General features: G+C 61.4%; 15 protein-coding genes. All 15 read left to right on the top strand.

Features of this window, described 5'->3' with window-relative positions; translation table 11 throughout:
- The first annotated feature begins 51 nt into the window (after positions 1 to 51).
- A complete protein-coding gene (fliL, locus tag H7R73_RS16570) occupies positions 52 to 558 on the top strand; it encodes a flagellar basal body-associated protein FliL (protein ID WP_010673922.1) in 507 nt (168 codons plus the stop codon).
- Between the two features lie 10 nt (positions 559 to 568).
- A complete protein-coding gene (gene fliM / locus H7R73_RS16565) occupies positions 569 to 1642 on the top strand; it encodes a flagellar motor switch protein FliM (protein WP_041212627.1) in 1074 nt (357 codons plus the stop codon).
- A 42-nt stretch (positions 1643 to 1684) separates the two neighbouring features.
- Complete coding sequence (gene fliN / locus H7R73_RS16560) at positions 1685 to 2080, top strand: flagellar motor switch protein FliN (RefSeq protein WP_010673924.1); 396 nt, start codon at positions 1685 to 1687, stop codon at positions 2078 to 2080.
- Complete coding sequence (gene fliO / locus H7R73_RS16555) at positions 2077 to 2460, top strand: flagellar biosynthetic protein FliO (protein WP_103259760.1); 384 nt, start codon at positions 2077 to 2079, stop codon at positions 2458 to 2460. The genes fliN and fliO overlap by 4 nt, the downstream gene beginning before the upstream one ends.
- Positions 2447 to 3205 (top strand): flagellar type III secretion system pore protein FliP, encoded by a 759-nt coding sequence (fliP, locus tag H7R73_RS16550; RefSeq protein ID WP_010673926.1) that lies wholly within the window; start codon positions 2447 to 2449, stop codon positions 3203 to 3205. The genes fliO and fliP overlap by 14 nt, the downstream gene beginning before the upstream one ends.
- A 123-nt stretch (positions 3206 to 3328) precedes the next feature.
- Entirely contained in the window at positions 3329 to 3598 is a 270-nt protein-coding gene (gene fliQ / locus H7R73_RS16545; protein ID WP_010673927.1) for a flagellar biosynthesis protein FliQ, read from the top strand.
- Between the two features lie 91 nt (positions 3599 to 3689).
- Complete coding sequence (fliR, locus tag H7R73_RS16540) at positions 3690 to 4487, top strand: flagellar biosynthetic protein FliR (RefSeq protein ID WP_010673928.1); 798 nt, start codon at positions 3690 to 3692, stop codon at positions 4485 to 4487.
- Between the two features lie 74 nt (positions 4488 to 4561).
- A complete protein-coding gene (gene flhB / locus H7R73_RS16535) occupies positions 4562 to 5692 on the top strand; it encodes a flagellar biosynthesis protein FlhB (RefSeq protein WP_010673929.1) in 1131 nt (376 codons plus the stop codon).
- 344 nt (positions 5693 to 6036) lie between these two features.
- A complete protein-coding gene (gene flhA / locus H7R73_RS16530; RefSeq protein ID WP_010673930.1) occupies positions 6037 to 8139 on the top strand; it encodes a flagellar biosynthesis protein FlhA in 2103 nt (700 codons plus the stop codon).
- Between the two features lie 16 nt (positions 8140 to 8155).
- Positions 8156 to 9652 carry a flagellar biosynthesis protein FlhF gene (gene flhF / locus H7R73_RS16525; protein WP_010673931.1) on the top strand — a complete coding sequence of 499 codons (1497 nt, stop codon included), beginning with the start codon at positions 8156 to 8158 and terminating at the stop codon, positions 9650 to 9652.
- A 1-nt stretch (position 9653) separates the two neighbouring features.
- A complete protein-coding gene (locus H7R73_RS16520) occupies positions 9654 to 10529 on the top strand; it encodes a MinD/ParA family protein (protein ID WP_010673932.1) in 876 nt (291 codons plus the stop codon).
- Positions 10522 to 11241, top strand: a complete 720-nt coding sequence (locus tag H7R73_RS16515; protein ID WP_041212632.1) for an RNA polymerase sigma factor FliA — start codon at positions 10522 to 10524, stop codon at positions 11239 to 11241. Before H7R73_RS16520 ends, H7R73_RS16515 begins: the two co-directional genes overlap by 8 nt.
- Before the next feature lie 122 nt (positions 11242 to 11363).
- Entirely contained in the window at positions 11364 to 11735 is a 372-nt protein-coding gene (gene cheY, locus H7R73_RS16510; RefSeq protein ID WP_425278782.1) for a chemotaxis response regulator CheY, read from the top strand.
- Positions 11736 to 11747: 12 nt separating this feature from the next.
- A complete protein-coding gene (locus tag H7R73_RS16505) occupies positions 11748 to 12488 on the top strand; it encodes a protein phosphatase CheZ (protein ID WP_010673935.1) in 741 nt (246 codons plus the stop codon).
- Between the two features lie 11 nt (positions 12489 to 12499).
- Entirely contained in the window at positions 12500 to 14647 is a 2148-nt protein-coding gene (locus H7R73_RS16500; protein ID WP_103259761.1) for a chemotaxis protein CheA, read from the top strand.
- Positions 14648 to 14665 lie beyond the last annotated feature (18 nt).

Below are 14665 nucleotides of genomic sequence, written 5' to 3'. Positions count from 1 at the left end.
CTTAAGTAAGTTTATGATACCGAACAAGTTTGAGACTAGGGTGGACAAGGGATGGCAGACGATAACGAACTGACGCTGAAGGATCCGGCGGCAGGCAAGAAAAAGAAGCTGATCATGATAGTCGCCCTGGCCGTCGTGCTCCTTGGTGGGGGTGGCGCCGGCGCCTGGTTCATGCTCGCCGGTGGGGATGAGCCCGCTGCCGAAAAAAGCGAGGCCAAGCCGGAGGCGAACACGCCCCAGCCCTCGCTCTATGTGGGCATGCCCCGTCCCTTCGTGTTCAACGTGGCGGGAGGCCAGCGGGATCGGCTGGTGCAGATCAAGATCCAGCTGATGGTGCGTGGCACCGCCGACGAAACCCTGGCCAAACAGAACATTCCCCTGATCGAAGGCACCTTGCTGCGGGTCTTCAGCTCGGCGACCGCCGAACAGCTGATGACCTTCGAGGGCAAGGAGAAGCTGCGTCAGGATTCGCTGGAAGAGTGCCGCCGGGTGCTGAACGACCTGGTCTCTTCTCCCGTAATCGAACAAGTGCTGTTTACCGGCTTTGTCATGCAATGAAAGGTGAAGCGTGAGCGATCTGTTAAGTCAGGACGAGATTGATGCCCTGCTGCATGGCGTCGACGATGTCGAGGAGGAGGAGCTGGGATCAGCCGGAGATCCCGGTATCGCCCAGTTCGACTTCTCCTCCCAGGACCGCATCGTCCGCGGCCGCATGCCGACCCTGGAGCTGGTGAACGAACGGTTTGCTCGCCACATGCGCATCAGCCTGTTCAACATGATGCGGCGCACCGCCGAGGTCTCCATCAACGGCGTGCAGATGCTCAAGTTCGGCGAATATGTCCACACCCTGTTCGTGCCCACCAGCCTGAACATGGTGCGTTTCCGCCCCCTCAAGGGGACGGCGCTCATCACCATGGAGGCGCGGCTCGTCTTCATCCTGGTGGAGAACTTCTTTGGCGGTGATGGCCGCTACCACGCCAAGATCGAGGGGCGGGAATTCACCCCCACCGAGCGGCGCATCATCCAGATGCTGCTCAAGCTGGTGTTCGAGGACTACAAGGATGCCTGGGCACCGGTGATGGACGTGGGCTTTGAATACCTTGACTCCGAAGTGAACCCTGCCATGGCGAACATCGTCAGCCCCACCGAGGTGATCGTGGTGAGCTCCTTCCACATCGAGCTGGACGGCGGTGGCGGCGACTTCCACGTGGCCATGCCCTACTCCATGCTGGAACCCATCCGCGAACTGCTGGATGCGGGGGTGCAGAGCGACAAGGGGGATACCGACGTGCGCTGGAGCAAGGCCCTGCGCGACGAGATCATGGACGTCAAGGTGGAGCTCAAGGCCAAGCTGCTGGAGACCGAGCTCTCCTTGCGTGAGCTGATGGAGCTCAGACCCGGGGACATCATCCCGGTGGAGATGCCGGAGAACCTGCTGGTGTTCGTGGAGGACTTGCCCACCTTCCACGCCAAGATGGGGCGCACCAAGGAGAACGTGGCGCTCAAGATCACCGACAAAATCAAGCGCCCTGACGGGGTCAAGACAGAGATGCATCTGGTGACCCGCGGGGGCGTGCGCATTGATGGCGAAGCCGAGCTGGAAGAGCTCGAGCGAAGCATCTCTGACAAACACCCTGATTGATCCTCCCCCCAGGGGAGGTGTTGCAACACTGAGGAATTGAAGATGAGCGGAACCGATGACGAGCAGGATTTGATGGCTGACGCCTGGGCGGCCGCACTGGAGGAGCAGGTCACGGCCGAAGCCAAGCCTGCCCCCCTGGAGGAGTTGAAGGACGAAGCCCCCATCAGCGCTGAAGAGCGGCGCAAGCTGGACACCATTCTGGACATCCCGGTGACCATCGCCATGGAAGTGGGCCGCAGCCAGATCAGCATTCGCAACCTGCTGCAACTGAACCAGGGCTCGGTGGTGGAGCTGGATCGGGTGGCGGGTGAGCCCCTGGACGTGCTGGTCAACGGCACCCTGATCGCCCACGGCGAGGTGGTGGTGGTGAACGACAAGTTCGGTATCCGCCTTACCGACGTCATCAGCCAGATTGAAAGGATAAAGAAGCTCAAATGATCCGTGTGCTTCCGTTGTGGCTGTTTTCCCTGCCTGCCCTGGCCAACCCGGGGGTAGGGGCCAATCCCCCCAGCCTCACCTCCTGGCTGCTCTCCAGCCTGATGGTGATCGGCCTTATTCTGGTGCTGGGCTTCCTGCTCAAGAAGAGCAAGCTCTCCCAGGTGATAGGAGGGGGCCAGATGAAGGTCATCGCCACTCTGCCCCTTGGCTACAAGGAGAAGCTGATGGTGGTCAAGGTGGGCGGCCAGCAGCTGCTGGTCGGGGTGACGCCGCAGCAGGTCAACTTCCTCTATCGCCTGGAGGAGCCGCTGGACGAGAGCCAGCCTCAGGCGTTCTCCGAGCAACTGGGCAAACTGATGGGCAAGCATGAAAAACGTTAACTGGACTCGGTGGCTGGCACTGCTCTCCCTGGTGCTCTCGCCCCTGGCGATGGCCCAGGACGGCATGTCGGCACTCACCGTCAAGACCATGGCGGATGGCAGTCAGGAGTACAGCCTGACCCTGCAGGTGCTGGCGCTGATGACCGCGCTCTCCTTCCTGCCGGCCATGGTGATCATGATGACCTCCTTCACCCGGATCATCGTGGTGCTCGGCATCCTGCGCCAGGCCATCGGTCTGCAGCAGAGCCCCTCCAACCAGGTGCTGATCGGCATCGCCCTCTTCATGTCATTTTTCATCATGTCGCCGGTGCTGGATCGCATCAACAACGAGGCGTTGCAGCCCTATCTGGCCGAGACCATCGGGGCCAAGGAGGCCCTGGAGAAGGCGGAGCTGCCCATTCACCAGTTCATGCTGGCACAGACCCGGGTCAAGGATCTCAATACTTTCATGGAGATAGCGAACGTGCAGGTGGCCGAGCCTGCGGACGTGCCGCTGCGGGTGTTGATCCCGGCCTTTGTCACCAGCGAGCTCAAGACCGCCTTCCAGATAGGCTTCATGTTGTTTCTGCCCTTCCTGGTCATCGATCTGGTGGTCGCCAGTATCCTGATGGCCATGGGGATGATGATGCTCTCCCCCATGCTGGTCTCCCTGCCGTTCAAGCTGATGCTGTTCGTCATGGTGGATGGCTGGAACCTCATTCTGGGCTCCCTGGCCACCAGCTTCGGGCTGGGCTCGGGTGGTTAGGGGAGGGCAGACCCTCCCCCTGGCTCTCCCCTTCACTCGGGGAGGGCGCGAGGCCTCTCTTTCTCTCGAAGGAGGAGGCCAGGAGGATGCGGCCTTGGGCAAACCCATCACAAGGAGCGAGCAATGAGTCCTGAAACCTTCGTCGACGTCTTTCGCGAGGCGCTTTGGCTGGTGACCATCATGGTGTGCGCCGTGATCTTGCCGAGCCTGATGGTGGGGTTGGTGGTCGCCATCTTCCAGGCCGCCACCTCCATCAACGAACAGACCTTGAGCTTCCTGCCCCGTCTGGTGGTCACCCTGCTGGCCCTGGGAGCGGGGGCCCACTGGGGATTGCAGAGTCTGATGGACTTCTTCCAGCTGATGGTGAGCCAGATCCCCGAGGTGGTGGGTTGATGCCAGCCAAGGGCCACTCTTTTGCTCTGGCCGAGGCAGACCGGGGCCTGCGTCCTCCCGTTGGCCTGTTCCTGCCGGGAGTGCCGCTGTCATGACCTACACCACGGCGCTCATCATGGAGTGGCTCTCCTCCATTCTCTGGCCCCTGGCCCGGGTGAGCAGTCTCCTGATGGTGATGGCGGTCTTTGGCAGCCGGCTCGCCCCTGCCCATATCCGCATCGGCCTGGCGCTGGCGATCACCCTCATCATCGCCCCCCTGCTGCCCCCCATGCCGAAGATCGAGCTCTTCTCCCTCGGCAGCTTCCTGGTGCTGGGGCAGCAACTGCTCATCGGCATCGCGCTCGGCCTCATGACCCAGTTCCTGCTGGAGACCTTCGTGATGGCGGGTCAGGTCATCGCCATGCAGACCAGCCTGGGCTTTGCCACCCTGGTGGATCCCATGAACGGCCAGTCGGCTCCCGTGGTGGGCCAGTTCTACCTGATGCTGGCGACCCTGGTGTTTCTTGCGGTGGACGGCCACCTGCTGATGCTGCGCATGGTGGTGCTGAGTTTCGAAACCCTGCCGGTATCTGACAGCGGACTCACCCTGCCAGCCATCCGCAGCCTGGTGAGCTTTCTCGGGGTCATGTATCAGGCTTCTCTGGTGATGGCGCTCTCGGCCATCATCGCCCTGCTGCTGATCAACTTCGCGTTCGGGGTGATGACCCGTGCGGCCCCCCAGCTCAACATCTTCAGCATCGGCTTTGCGGTCAGCATGATGTCGGGGCTCTTCATCCTCTGGCTCACCATCGGTGGCTTCATGGGGCACTTCGACGCGCTCTGGGAGCGGGTGCAGGAGACCAGCTGCGAGCTCATCAACGTCCAGTGCTTCGGGGGCCAGCATGACTGAGGCCCTCCCGGTTGCGGCCCTTTTGCCGCCACTCTGGCGGGCCGCCAGTCGGCTGATGCCGGCAGGAGACCAGCATGGCTGATACCGATCAGGAACGCACAGAACAACCCACGGGCAAACGACTGCAACAAGCCCGGGAAAAAGGGCAGATTGCACGTTCCAAGGAGCTGGGTACCGCCAGCGTCCTGCTGGCGACCGTGTTCGGCCTCCTGATGATCAAGGAGAGTCTGGCAGGGGCCATGATCAAGGTGCTCACCATGGGCTTTACCCTGGACCGGGATCAGGCGTTCGACCCCAATGCCATGGGGGCCATGGTGCCCGCCCTGCTGGGAGAGCTGATCCAGCCTCTGGGGCTGCTGTTCATGCTGGTGATCATCGCCGCCTTCGTCGGCAACACCCTGCTCGGCGGGATGAACTTCTCCTCCGAGGCCATGCTGCCCAAGTGGAGCAAGCTGAGCCCCCTGAGCGGCATCAAAAGGATGTTCGGGGTGCAATCCCTGGTGGAACTTGTCAAATCCATCGCGAAGGTGGTGTTTATCAGTCTTTTCGCCTGGTGGATGCTGTCTAGCCAGTTCAACCATCTGCTGAATCTCTCTCTTGAGGGCTTTCCCGGCGGCATCGTCGATGCCCTGGACCTGCTGCTCTGGATGCTGATCATCCTCTGCTGCGCCCTGATCCCCATTGTCGCCATCGACGTGCCGTTCCAGAGTTGGAACCACAATCGCCAACTCAAGATGACCAAGCAGGAGATCAAGGACGAGTTCAAGGACAGCGAAGGCAAGCCCGAGGTCAAGGGGCGGATACGCCAGTTGCAGATGCAGATGGCCATGCGCCGCATGATGGGGGATGTCCCCAAGGCCGATGTGATCATCACCAACCCGACCCACTACTCGGTGGCGCTCAAATACGATGCGGGCAAGCCGGGGGCGGCGCCCAAGGTACTGGCCAAGGGGGTCGACGAGGTGGCGATGAAGATCCGGGAGATCGGGCGCGAATACGACATCCCCGTCATGTCCTCCCCGCCGCTCACCCGGGCCCTTTACCACGCCACCGAGATTGGCCAGGAGATCCCGGAGGGGCTCTTCGCCGCCGTCGCCCAGGTGCTGGCCTATGTCTATCAGCTCAAGAAGTTCCGCCGTGGCCGCGGCCGGCGCCCGACCCCCATCGCCACGGATCTGCCCATTCCCCCCGAGTTTCGCAAATAACGCAGTGGTGGCAGCCTGATCCCGGGTGCTCTCCCTTGTGCCCCCCGCGTTTCGCAAATAAAGCGGTGGGATGGCCCCACCATCCGATCTTTCCCTTGTGTCGCAAACAAGGCCGCAATCTCCCTGTTGAGGCGCGGCGCCTCGCCCCATGGCCTGGGCTGGCCTTTGGCCGGCTTGGTGAAGGCAGCTTCCCCCTGTCACCATTCCCCCTGTCACCATTCCCCGTGACGCCAACGACGGACTTCTGACAGCGTGAAAATAAAAACCATATAGATCAATGCATTGAATCCTTGGCTTGATATTTGCTTTAATCCGCTATTGGCAGTTTATCATTGAGAAGCACGATGGGATTCAAAGCGGGACTGGGCCGTTTCAAAGAGTACAAGTGGCTGCTCAGCAGAGGGGTAGGGACGCCGCTGCTGGTATTGGCCTCTCTGGGGATGGTGGTACTCCCCATTCCGCCCCTGATGCTGGATATCCTCTTCTCCTTCAACATCGCCCTCTCCATCGTGGTGCTGCTGGTGGCGGTCTATACCCGCCGCCCCCTCGAATTTGCCGCCTTTCCCACCGTCTTGCTGATTGCCACCCTGCTGCGGCTCGCCCTCAACGTCGCCTCCACCCGGGTGGTGTTGCTGGAAGGCCACAACGGCAGCGCGGCGGCAGGCCATGTGATCGAGGCGTTCGGCAACGTGGTGATCGGCGGCAACTATGCCGTGGGCATCATCGTCTTCATGATCCTGGTGATCATCAACTTCGTGGTGGTCACCAAGGGTGCGGGCCGGATCTCCGAGGTGAGCGCCCGCTTCACCCTTGACGCCATGCCCGGCAAGCAGATGGCCATCGATGCGGACCTGAACGCCGGTCTCATCAATCAGGAAGAGGCCAAGAAGCGCCGTCAGGACGTGACTCAGGAAGCGGACTTCTACGGCTCCATGGACGGTGCCTCCAAATTCGTGAAGGGGGATGCCATCGCCGGCATCATGATCCTCTTCATCAACATCATCGGCGGCTTCATCATCGGCATGATGCAGCACCAACTCACTTTCGGCGAAGCGGCCCAGGTCTATACCCTGCTCGCCATCGGTGACGGTCTGGTCGCCCAGATCCCCTCGCTCCTGCTCTCCATTGCCGCGGCCATCATCGTCACCCGTCAGAATACCGACCAGGACATGGGGACAGCGGTACTCGGCCAACTGTTCGAAAATCCCAAGGCGCTGGTGATCTCCGCCGGCATCCTGCTGATGATGGGCAGCGTACCCGGCATGCCGCACCTGGCTTTCCTGAGCCTGGGGGCGGTGGCGGCGGCGGGCGCCTGGTGGCTGCTGCGCCGCGAGAAGCAGAACAAGGCGAAGGCGGCGAGCGGCGAACTCATGCCGGCCCAGGGGGATGCCCCGGTGGAGCAGAAGGATCTCAGCTGGGACGACGTCATGCCGGTGGACATCATCGGCCTGGAGGTGGGTTATCAGCTGATACCTCTGGTGGACAAGAACCAGGGGGGAGAGCTGCTCAACCGGATCAAGGGGGTGCGCAAGAAGCTCTCCCAGGAGCTGGGCTTTCTGGTGCCTGCCGTCCACATTCGTGACAACCTGGATCTTGCCCCCAACCAGTACCGCATCACCCTGATGGGCGTGAGCACGGGGGAAGCCACCGTCTATCACGACAAGGAGATGGCCATCAACCCGGGGCAGGTGTTCGGCCAGATCCACGGTATCGCTACCCAGGACCCGGCGTTCGGGCTGGAGGCGGTCTGGGTCGCCAAGGAGCAGGTCTCCCAGGCCCAGACCCTTGGCTACACCGTGGTCGATGCGGCCACCGTGGTGGCTACCCACCTGAGCCAGATCCTCTCCAACCATGCGGCGCTGCTGCTGGGTCATGACGAGGTGCAACAACTGCTCGACATGATAGGGAAGCATCAGAGCAAGCTGGTGGAAGGACTGGTTCCCGAGGTGATCAGCATGGGCAACCTGGTGAAGGTATTGCAGAATTTGCTCAATGAAGGCGTGCCAATTCGCGATATGCGCACTATCCTGCAGACCCTCGTGGAATATGCGCCCCGCAGCCCGGACCCGGAAGTGCTGACCGCAGCCTGCCGGATCGCCCTGCGCAGATTGATTGTGCAGGAGATTGCCGGCCCCGAGCCCGAGCTGCCGGTGATCACCTTGTCACCAGAACTGGAACGTATATTGCATCAATCCCTGCAAGCAGGTGGGGGAGATGGCGCCGGTATCGAACCGGGACTGGCGGAGCGGATGCAACGCTCCCTGGTGGAAGCCACTCAACGACAAGAACTGGAAGGCCAGCCGGCCGTGCTTCTGACATCGGGGATATTGCGCAATACCCTGGCGAAATTTGTCAAGAATGCCATTCCTGGATTACGCGTGCTGTCCTATCAGGAAGTGCCTGACGACAAGCAGATCCGCATCGTCAGTGCGGTGGGACAGGGCTAGTTAGCGGAGATGACGGGTGAAGATTAAGCGGTTTTTTGCCAAAGACATGCGCACGGCGCTGGCCGAGGTCAAGGAGACTCTCGGACCCGATGCCGTCATCATGTCCAACAAAAAGGTCACCGGTGGGGTGGAGATAGTCGCGGCCGTCGATTATCAATCCCAGGTACCGGGGCCCAAAGACGCGCCGGTTCGCCGTCAGTTGAATGAAGAGAGCGTCAATATCTCGTCTGCGGGCAAGCAGATGACGAGGTCGGCGCCACCCAAGGAACAGAACGAATACTACGCCGATACCCTGGCGGCCCTGCTGGCACGCCAGCAGAAGCTCAATCCGGCCAACCCGGCGGGTGGCAATGGCGCCCCGGGATCATGGTCTGGCAACGGAGGTAACGGTCAGCCAGCTTCGGCCTCCTGGCCCGCCAATGGCGCTGCCGGCACCCAGTCCGCCGGACTGGCGGGCGCGGCCAGTGCTCCCAGAACGCTGGCCGAACAGGGCCAGTGGGGCGCCGCTCCCGAGCCCGCCAAGCCCAAGGCCCGTCCTGCCGCCGCCCCGCGCCAGACCCAGTCCGCCCAGCGGGATCAGGAGATGGAGGGGATGCGCAAGGAGATGGCCAGCATCCGCAAGCTGCTGGAGCACCAGATCTCCGGCCTGATGTGGCAGGAGGTGGAACGCCGCGAACCCATGCGCGCCCTGCTCATCAAGGAACTCAAGAAGATGGGGTTCGACGATGCCTTCGCCGATCAGCTGGCGGGCCTCATCCCCGAAGACATGCCGATCCATCAGGCCATGGCCCAGCTGGCCGAGGTGCTGACGGCCCAGCTCAAGATCAGCGAGGACGAGATCCTGCGTCAGGGAGGGGCGGTGGCCCTGCTCGGACCGACCGGGGTGGGCAAGACCACCACCATCGCCAAGTTGGCGGCCCGCTTTGCCATGAAGTATGGCGCCGAGCAGGTGGCGCTCATTACCACGGACAACTACCGGATCGGGGCCCACGAACAGCTGCAGACCTATGGTCGCATTATGGGTTGCCCGGTGCGGCAGGTGCGGGACGCCGAAGAGCTGGCCAGTGCCCTCTATCAGTTCCGCCATCGCCGGCTGGTGCTCATCGACACCGCCGGGGTGGGTCAGCGGGATATCCGCCTGACCGAACAGCTCGACACCCTGGTAAAGAATGCCAAGGTGCGCATCCGCAGTTATCTGGTCATGTCGGCCACCTCCCAGCGACGGGTGATGCAGGAGGCGGTGGATCACTTCCGGCGCATTCCGCTCTCCGGCTGCATTCTGACCAAGCTCGACGAGAGCCTGAATCTGGGTGAAGTGATCAACGTGTGCATTCAAAACGCCCTGCCCATCAGTTACATCACCGACGGGCAACGGGTGCCGGAAGATATTCAAGTTGCCAACGCGGCGCTGCTGGTCGGTGCCGCCATGGGGTCGCTGGAACGGGAAGCAGAAGATCCCTATTTCTGGGGATCGGGTTTTGGCGAATCCGAAGATTCGGAGTTTTATGAGTAACATGTATATGGATCAGGCGAGTGGTCTGCGCAAAATGCGTCAAAACAATCGAGTGAAAGTGATCGCCGTGTCCGGAGGCAAGGGGGGCGTCGGCAAGACCAACGTGACCCTGAACGTGGCGGGAGCCATGGCCGCCCAGGGCAAGCGGGTGTTGGTGCTGGACGCCGACCTTGGCCTGGCCAACGTCGACGTCATGCTGGGGCTGAGGGTGCATCGCAACCTCTCCCACGTGCTGGCGGGGGAATGCACCCTGGATGACATCATCGTCGAGGGGCCCTACGGCATGATGATAGTGCCAGCCACCTCGGGTACCCAGTCCATGGTGGAGCTCTCTCCGGTACAACATGCCGAGCTCATCCGCGCCTTCAGCGAGATGAAGACCCAGGTGGACGTGTTGCTGGTGGACACGGCGGCGGGGATTTCCGACATGGTGCTGAGCTTCACCCGTGCCGCCCAGGACATCATGGTGGTGGTGTGCGATGAACCCACCTCCATCACGGATGCCTACGCGCTCATCAAGATCCTCTCCAAGGATCACGGTGTGTTCCGCTTCAAGGTGGTGGCCAACATGGTCCGCTCCCTGCGCGAGGGGCAGGAGCTGTTCGCCAAGCTGACCCGGGTCACCGACCGCTTCCTGGATACCTCCCTGGAGCTGGTGGCCTGCGTGCCTTACGACACCAACCTGCGGGCCGCGGTGCGCAAGCAGAAACTGATAGTTGAGGCGTTTCCAAAATCCCCTGCCGCCCTGGCATTTCGTGCCCTGGCGAACAAGGCGGCGAGCTGGCCCATCCCGAATCAGCCGGGCGGCCACCTCGAATTTTTCCTGGAAAACTTGTTGCAAAAGCCGGTCATAACACAGGAAGACTCCCGTGAATAAAGCCCAAGCATACTTGCGTCATCAGGATTCCTACGTGCTGGTCGAGCGACACGCTCCGCTGGTCAAGCGGATTGCCCAGCATTTATTGGCTCGCCTGCCAAGCAGTGTCTTGCTGGATGACCTGATCCAGGCAGGTATGATTGGGCTGCTCGAAGCTTCCCGCAACTTTGACGGCAGCAAGGGCGCCAGCTTTGAAACCTATGCCGGCATCCGCATCCGTGGTGCCATGCTCGACGAGATCCGCCGCGGAGACTGGGTGCCCCGCTCGGTGCACCGCAACAGCCGTGCCATCGCAGAAGCGATCGAGAACGTGGAGCAGGCCCATGGCCGGGATGCCAGAGACACCGAGGTGGCCGCCAATATGGGGGTGTCCCTCGGGGAGTACCATGCCATGCTGCAGGATGTTTCATGCGGCAAGATCATCGGCATCGAGGATCTGGGGGTCAGCGAGGATGTCATCGGTCATCCCGATGACGGCAACGGTCAGGGAGGATTCGACGATCTGGCGGCCGAGCGCTTCCAGGGCGCCCTGGCGGAGCACATCGCCCGCCTGCCGGAGCGGGAGGCGCTGGTGCTCTCCCTTTATTACGATGAAGAGCTGAATCTGCGCGAGATCGGTGAAGTATTGAGTGTGAGTGAGTCTCGGGTGAGCCAGATTCATAGTCAGGCCATGCACAGGCTGCGCGCCCGTTTGCGAGATTGGAATTTATAAGTGGTTGTACTGGCTACACTGGAGCACAACTCTAAGGCATAATCCGCACCATAAAACCTGCGATCTGCATCATGTAAGTGAGCCGTCTTGGCGGCTATTTAGGAGGAACTTTGGACAAGAACATGAAAATCCTCATCGTCGATGACTTTTCAACGATGCGCCGGATTATCAAGAACTTGCTGCGTGACCTGGGATACAACAATACCCATGAAGCAGACGATGGCAACACGGCGTTGCCGATGCTGAAAAATGGCGACTTCCAGTTCGTGGTCACCGACTGGAACATGCCCGGTATGCAGGGCATCGACCTGCTCAAGGCGATTCGCCTCGACGACAAGCTCAAGCACCTGCCGGTTCTGATGGTGACTGCCGAAGCCAAACGCGAGCAGATCATCGAAGCCGCCCAGGCCGGGGTCAATGGCTATATCGTCAAGCCGTTCACCGCTGCCACCCTCAAAGAGAAGCTCGACAAAATCTTTGAACGTATCGGCTAAGGAGCGGCAGGGATGAAGGCCAAAACGAGTGCCATGATCTCGCTTGACCAGGCAAGGATGCTGGTTGCCCACCTGGAGCGGGAAGAGTTTGAACAGGCCGATACCATCCTCGCCGATGTGTGCGCCCCCAACGCGGCGGCCCTGTTTGACAAGGTGGGGCAGCTGACCCGCCAATTGCACAATTCATTGCAGGACTTTCGCCTGGATCCCAGGATCCCCGACCTGGCCACCCATGAGATCCCGGATGCCCGGGAGCGTCTGAGCTATGTCATCGACATGACGGACAAGGCGGCCAATCGCACCATGGATGCGGTCGAGGCAAGCCTTCCCATCGCCGATCGACTCAACGACAACATTCAGCTGGTCATGCCCAACTGGAATGCCCTGATGAGCCGGGATCTCGAGCTGGGTCAATTCAAGGCACTGTGCCATCAACTGAATGATTTTATTAAGGCTTCTGAGACGGATGCCGATAAGTTACGACAACTGCTGACGGAAATTCTGATGGCTCAGGATTTCCAGGACCTGACCGGTCAGATGATCCGCAAGGTGATCAAACTGGTGCAGGAAGTTGAAACGAAGTTGATAGAGATGCTGACCATGTTCGGTGAGGGCGTTAGCGACAATTCGGCACGTAGCCTGCCAGCGAGCGGCATCGAGGCGGAAGGGCCCATCATGAACCCGCAGACCCGCTCAGATGTGGTCAATGGTCAAGATGATGTGGACGATCTGCTGTCTAGCCTGGGATTCTAATGGAGTGACGCATGGCCTTCGAAGTTGATGAAGACATACTGCAAGACTTTTTGGTCGAAGCATCAGAAATATTGGAACAGTTGTCTGAACAACTGGTCGACTTGGAAAAGCGGCCCGATGACAAGAACCTGTTGAACGCCATCTTCCGCGGCTTCCACACCGTCAAGGGGGGAGCGGGTTTCCTCTCTCTCACCGAACTGGTGGATGTCTGTCACGGTGCCGAGAACCTGTTCGACATGCTGCGCAACGGCAAGCGGACCCTCAGTGCCGAGCTGATGGATGTCATCTTGCAGGCGCTGGATGCCATCAACGTCATGTTTGCCCAGGTCCAGAACCGCGAAGAGATAAGCCCCGCCTCTCCCGATCTGCTGCACGATCTGCACGAGCTGTGCAAGCCGGAAGGGCAGGAGCAGCTGCGTACCGCCAGCGTGGCGGCCCAGCCAGAGCCGGAGCCTGAGCCCGAACCCGCACCAGAACCCGAGGTCATCGCCGAGGTGGCGCCTGTCGCCGTCAATGGCGGTGGCTCCATCGACGAGATCTCCGCCGACGAATTTGAACGCCTGCTCGATGAGCTGCACGGTGTCGGCAAAGCGCCGACGGTCTCTGCCGCCCCCGTGCTGAGCGGTTCAGGTGACATCACAGACGACGAATTCGAAGCCCTGCTCGACCAGCTCCATGGTCAGGGCCAGCACGGTGGTGCCCCCGATCTGGCACCTTTGCAGTCGGTCCAGAAAGAGGTGGACGAGCTCATCGACGACGACGAGTTCGAGCGCCTGCTGGATGAACTGCACGGCCGTGGCCAGGCGCCCCAGCACAGTCTGGCACCTGCTCCTGCGCCCGCTCCCGAACCCAAGGCCCCGGCACCCGCAGCCCCGGTGACGCCGCCCAAGGCGCCGGTGGCCGCCAAACCCGCGCCGGCAGAGCCCCCAGCGCCAGCCAAGGCCGCCCCTGCCAAGCAGGCCGCTCCCGCCGAGAGCAACGCAGTACAGAGCGATACCACGGTGCGGGTGGATACCAAGACCCTGGACGTCATCATGAACATGGTGGGCGAACTGGTGCTGGTGAGAAACCGCCTGGTGAGCCTCGGCATCGCCAGCAATGACGAAGAGATGTCCAAGGCTGTCGCGAACCTCGACGTCGTGACCGCCGATCTGCAGGGCGCGGTCATGAAGACCCGCATGCAGCCTATCAAGAAAGTATTCGGCCGCTTCCCGCGCGTGGTGCGCGATCTGGCTCGTACCCTCAAGAAGGAGATCGAGCTGGTGATGGTGGGTGAGGACACGGATCTGGACAAGAACCTGGTGGAGGCCCTGGCCGACCCCCTGGTTCACCTGGTGCGCAACTCCTGCGACCATGGCGTCGAGATGCCGGACGTGCGCGAGAAGGCGGGCAAACCCCGTCAGGGCACCATCACCCTGAGCGCCTCCCAGCAAGGGGACCACATTCTGCTCTGCATCGAGGATGACGGCGCAGGGATGGACCCGGAGAAGCTCAAGTCCATCGCCATCAGCCGTGGTGTGCTCGATGCTGACAGCGCGGCGCGCATGAGCGACAACGATGCCTACAACCTGATCTTCGCGCCCGGCTTCTCCACCAAGTCGGAGATCTCCGACATCTCAGGCCGTGGAGTGGGCATGGACGTGGTGAAGACCAGCATTGTCAGCCTCAATGGCTCGGTGCACATCGATTCCACCTGGGGCAAGGGCACCCGTCTCGAGATCAAGGTTCCCCTGACCCTGGCCATTCTGCCGACCTTGATGGTGGAGGTGGGTCAGCAGACCTTCGCCCTGCCCCTCGGTTGCGTGAATGAAATTTTCCACCTGGATCTGAAAAAGGCCAACGTGGTGGATGGCCAGCTCACCATCATCGTCCGTGACAAGGCGATTCCGCTGTTCTACCTGCACAAGTGGCTGGTACGCGGTGCCGGCAAGACGGCCCGCCAGGACCAGGGCCACGTGGTCATCGTCCAGATCGGCACCCAGCAGGTGGGCTTCGTGGTAGACAACCTCATCGGTCAGGAAGAGGTGGTGATAAAGCCCCTGGACAACCTGCTGCAAGGTACCCCCGGCATGGCCGGCGCCACCATTACCAGCGACGGCGGCATCGCCCTCATTCTGGATGTGCCCAGCCTGCTCAAGGCCTATGCCCGTCGCCACTGAGCGCCAGGCTCAAGGAGT

This window comes from Aeromonas sp. WP2-W18-CRE-05, from assembly GCF_014168615.1.
GTDB classification, from domain to species: Bacteria; Pseudomonadota; Gammaproteobacteria; order Enterobacterales; family Aeromonadaceae; genus Aeromonas; species Aeromonas caviae.
The sequence above is the reverse complement of the archived record's forward strand: the minus strand, read 5'-3'. Positions and strand labels throughout refer to the sequence as shown.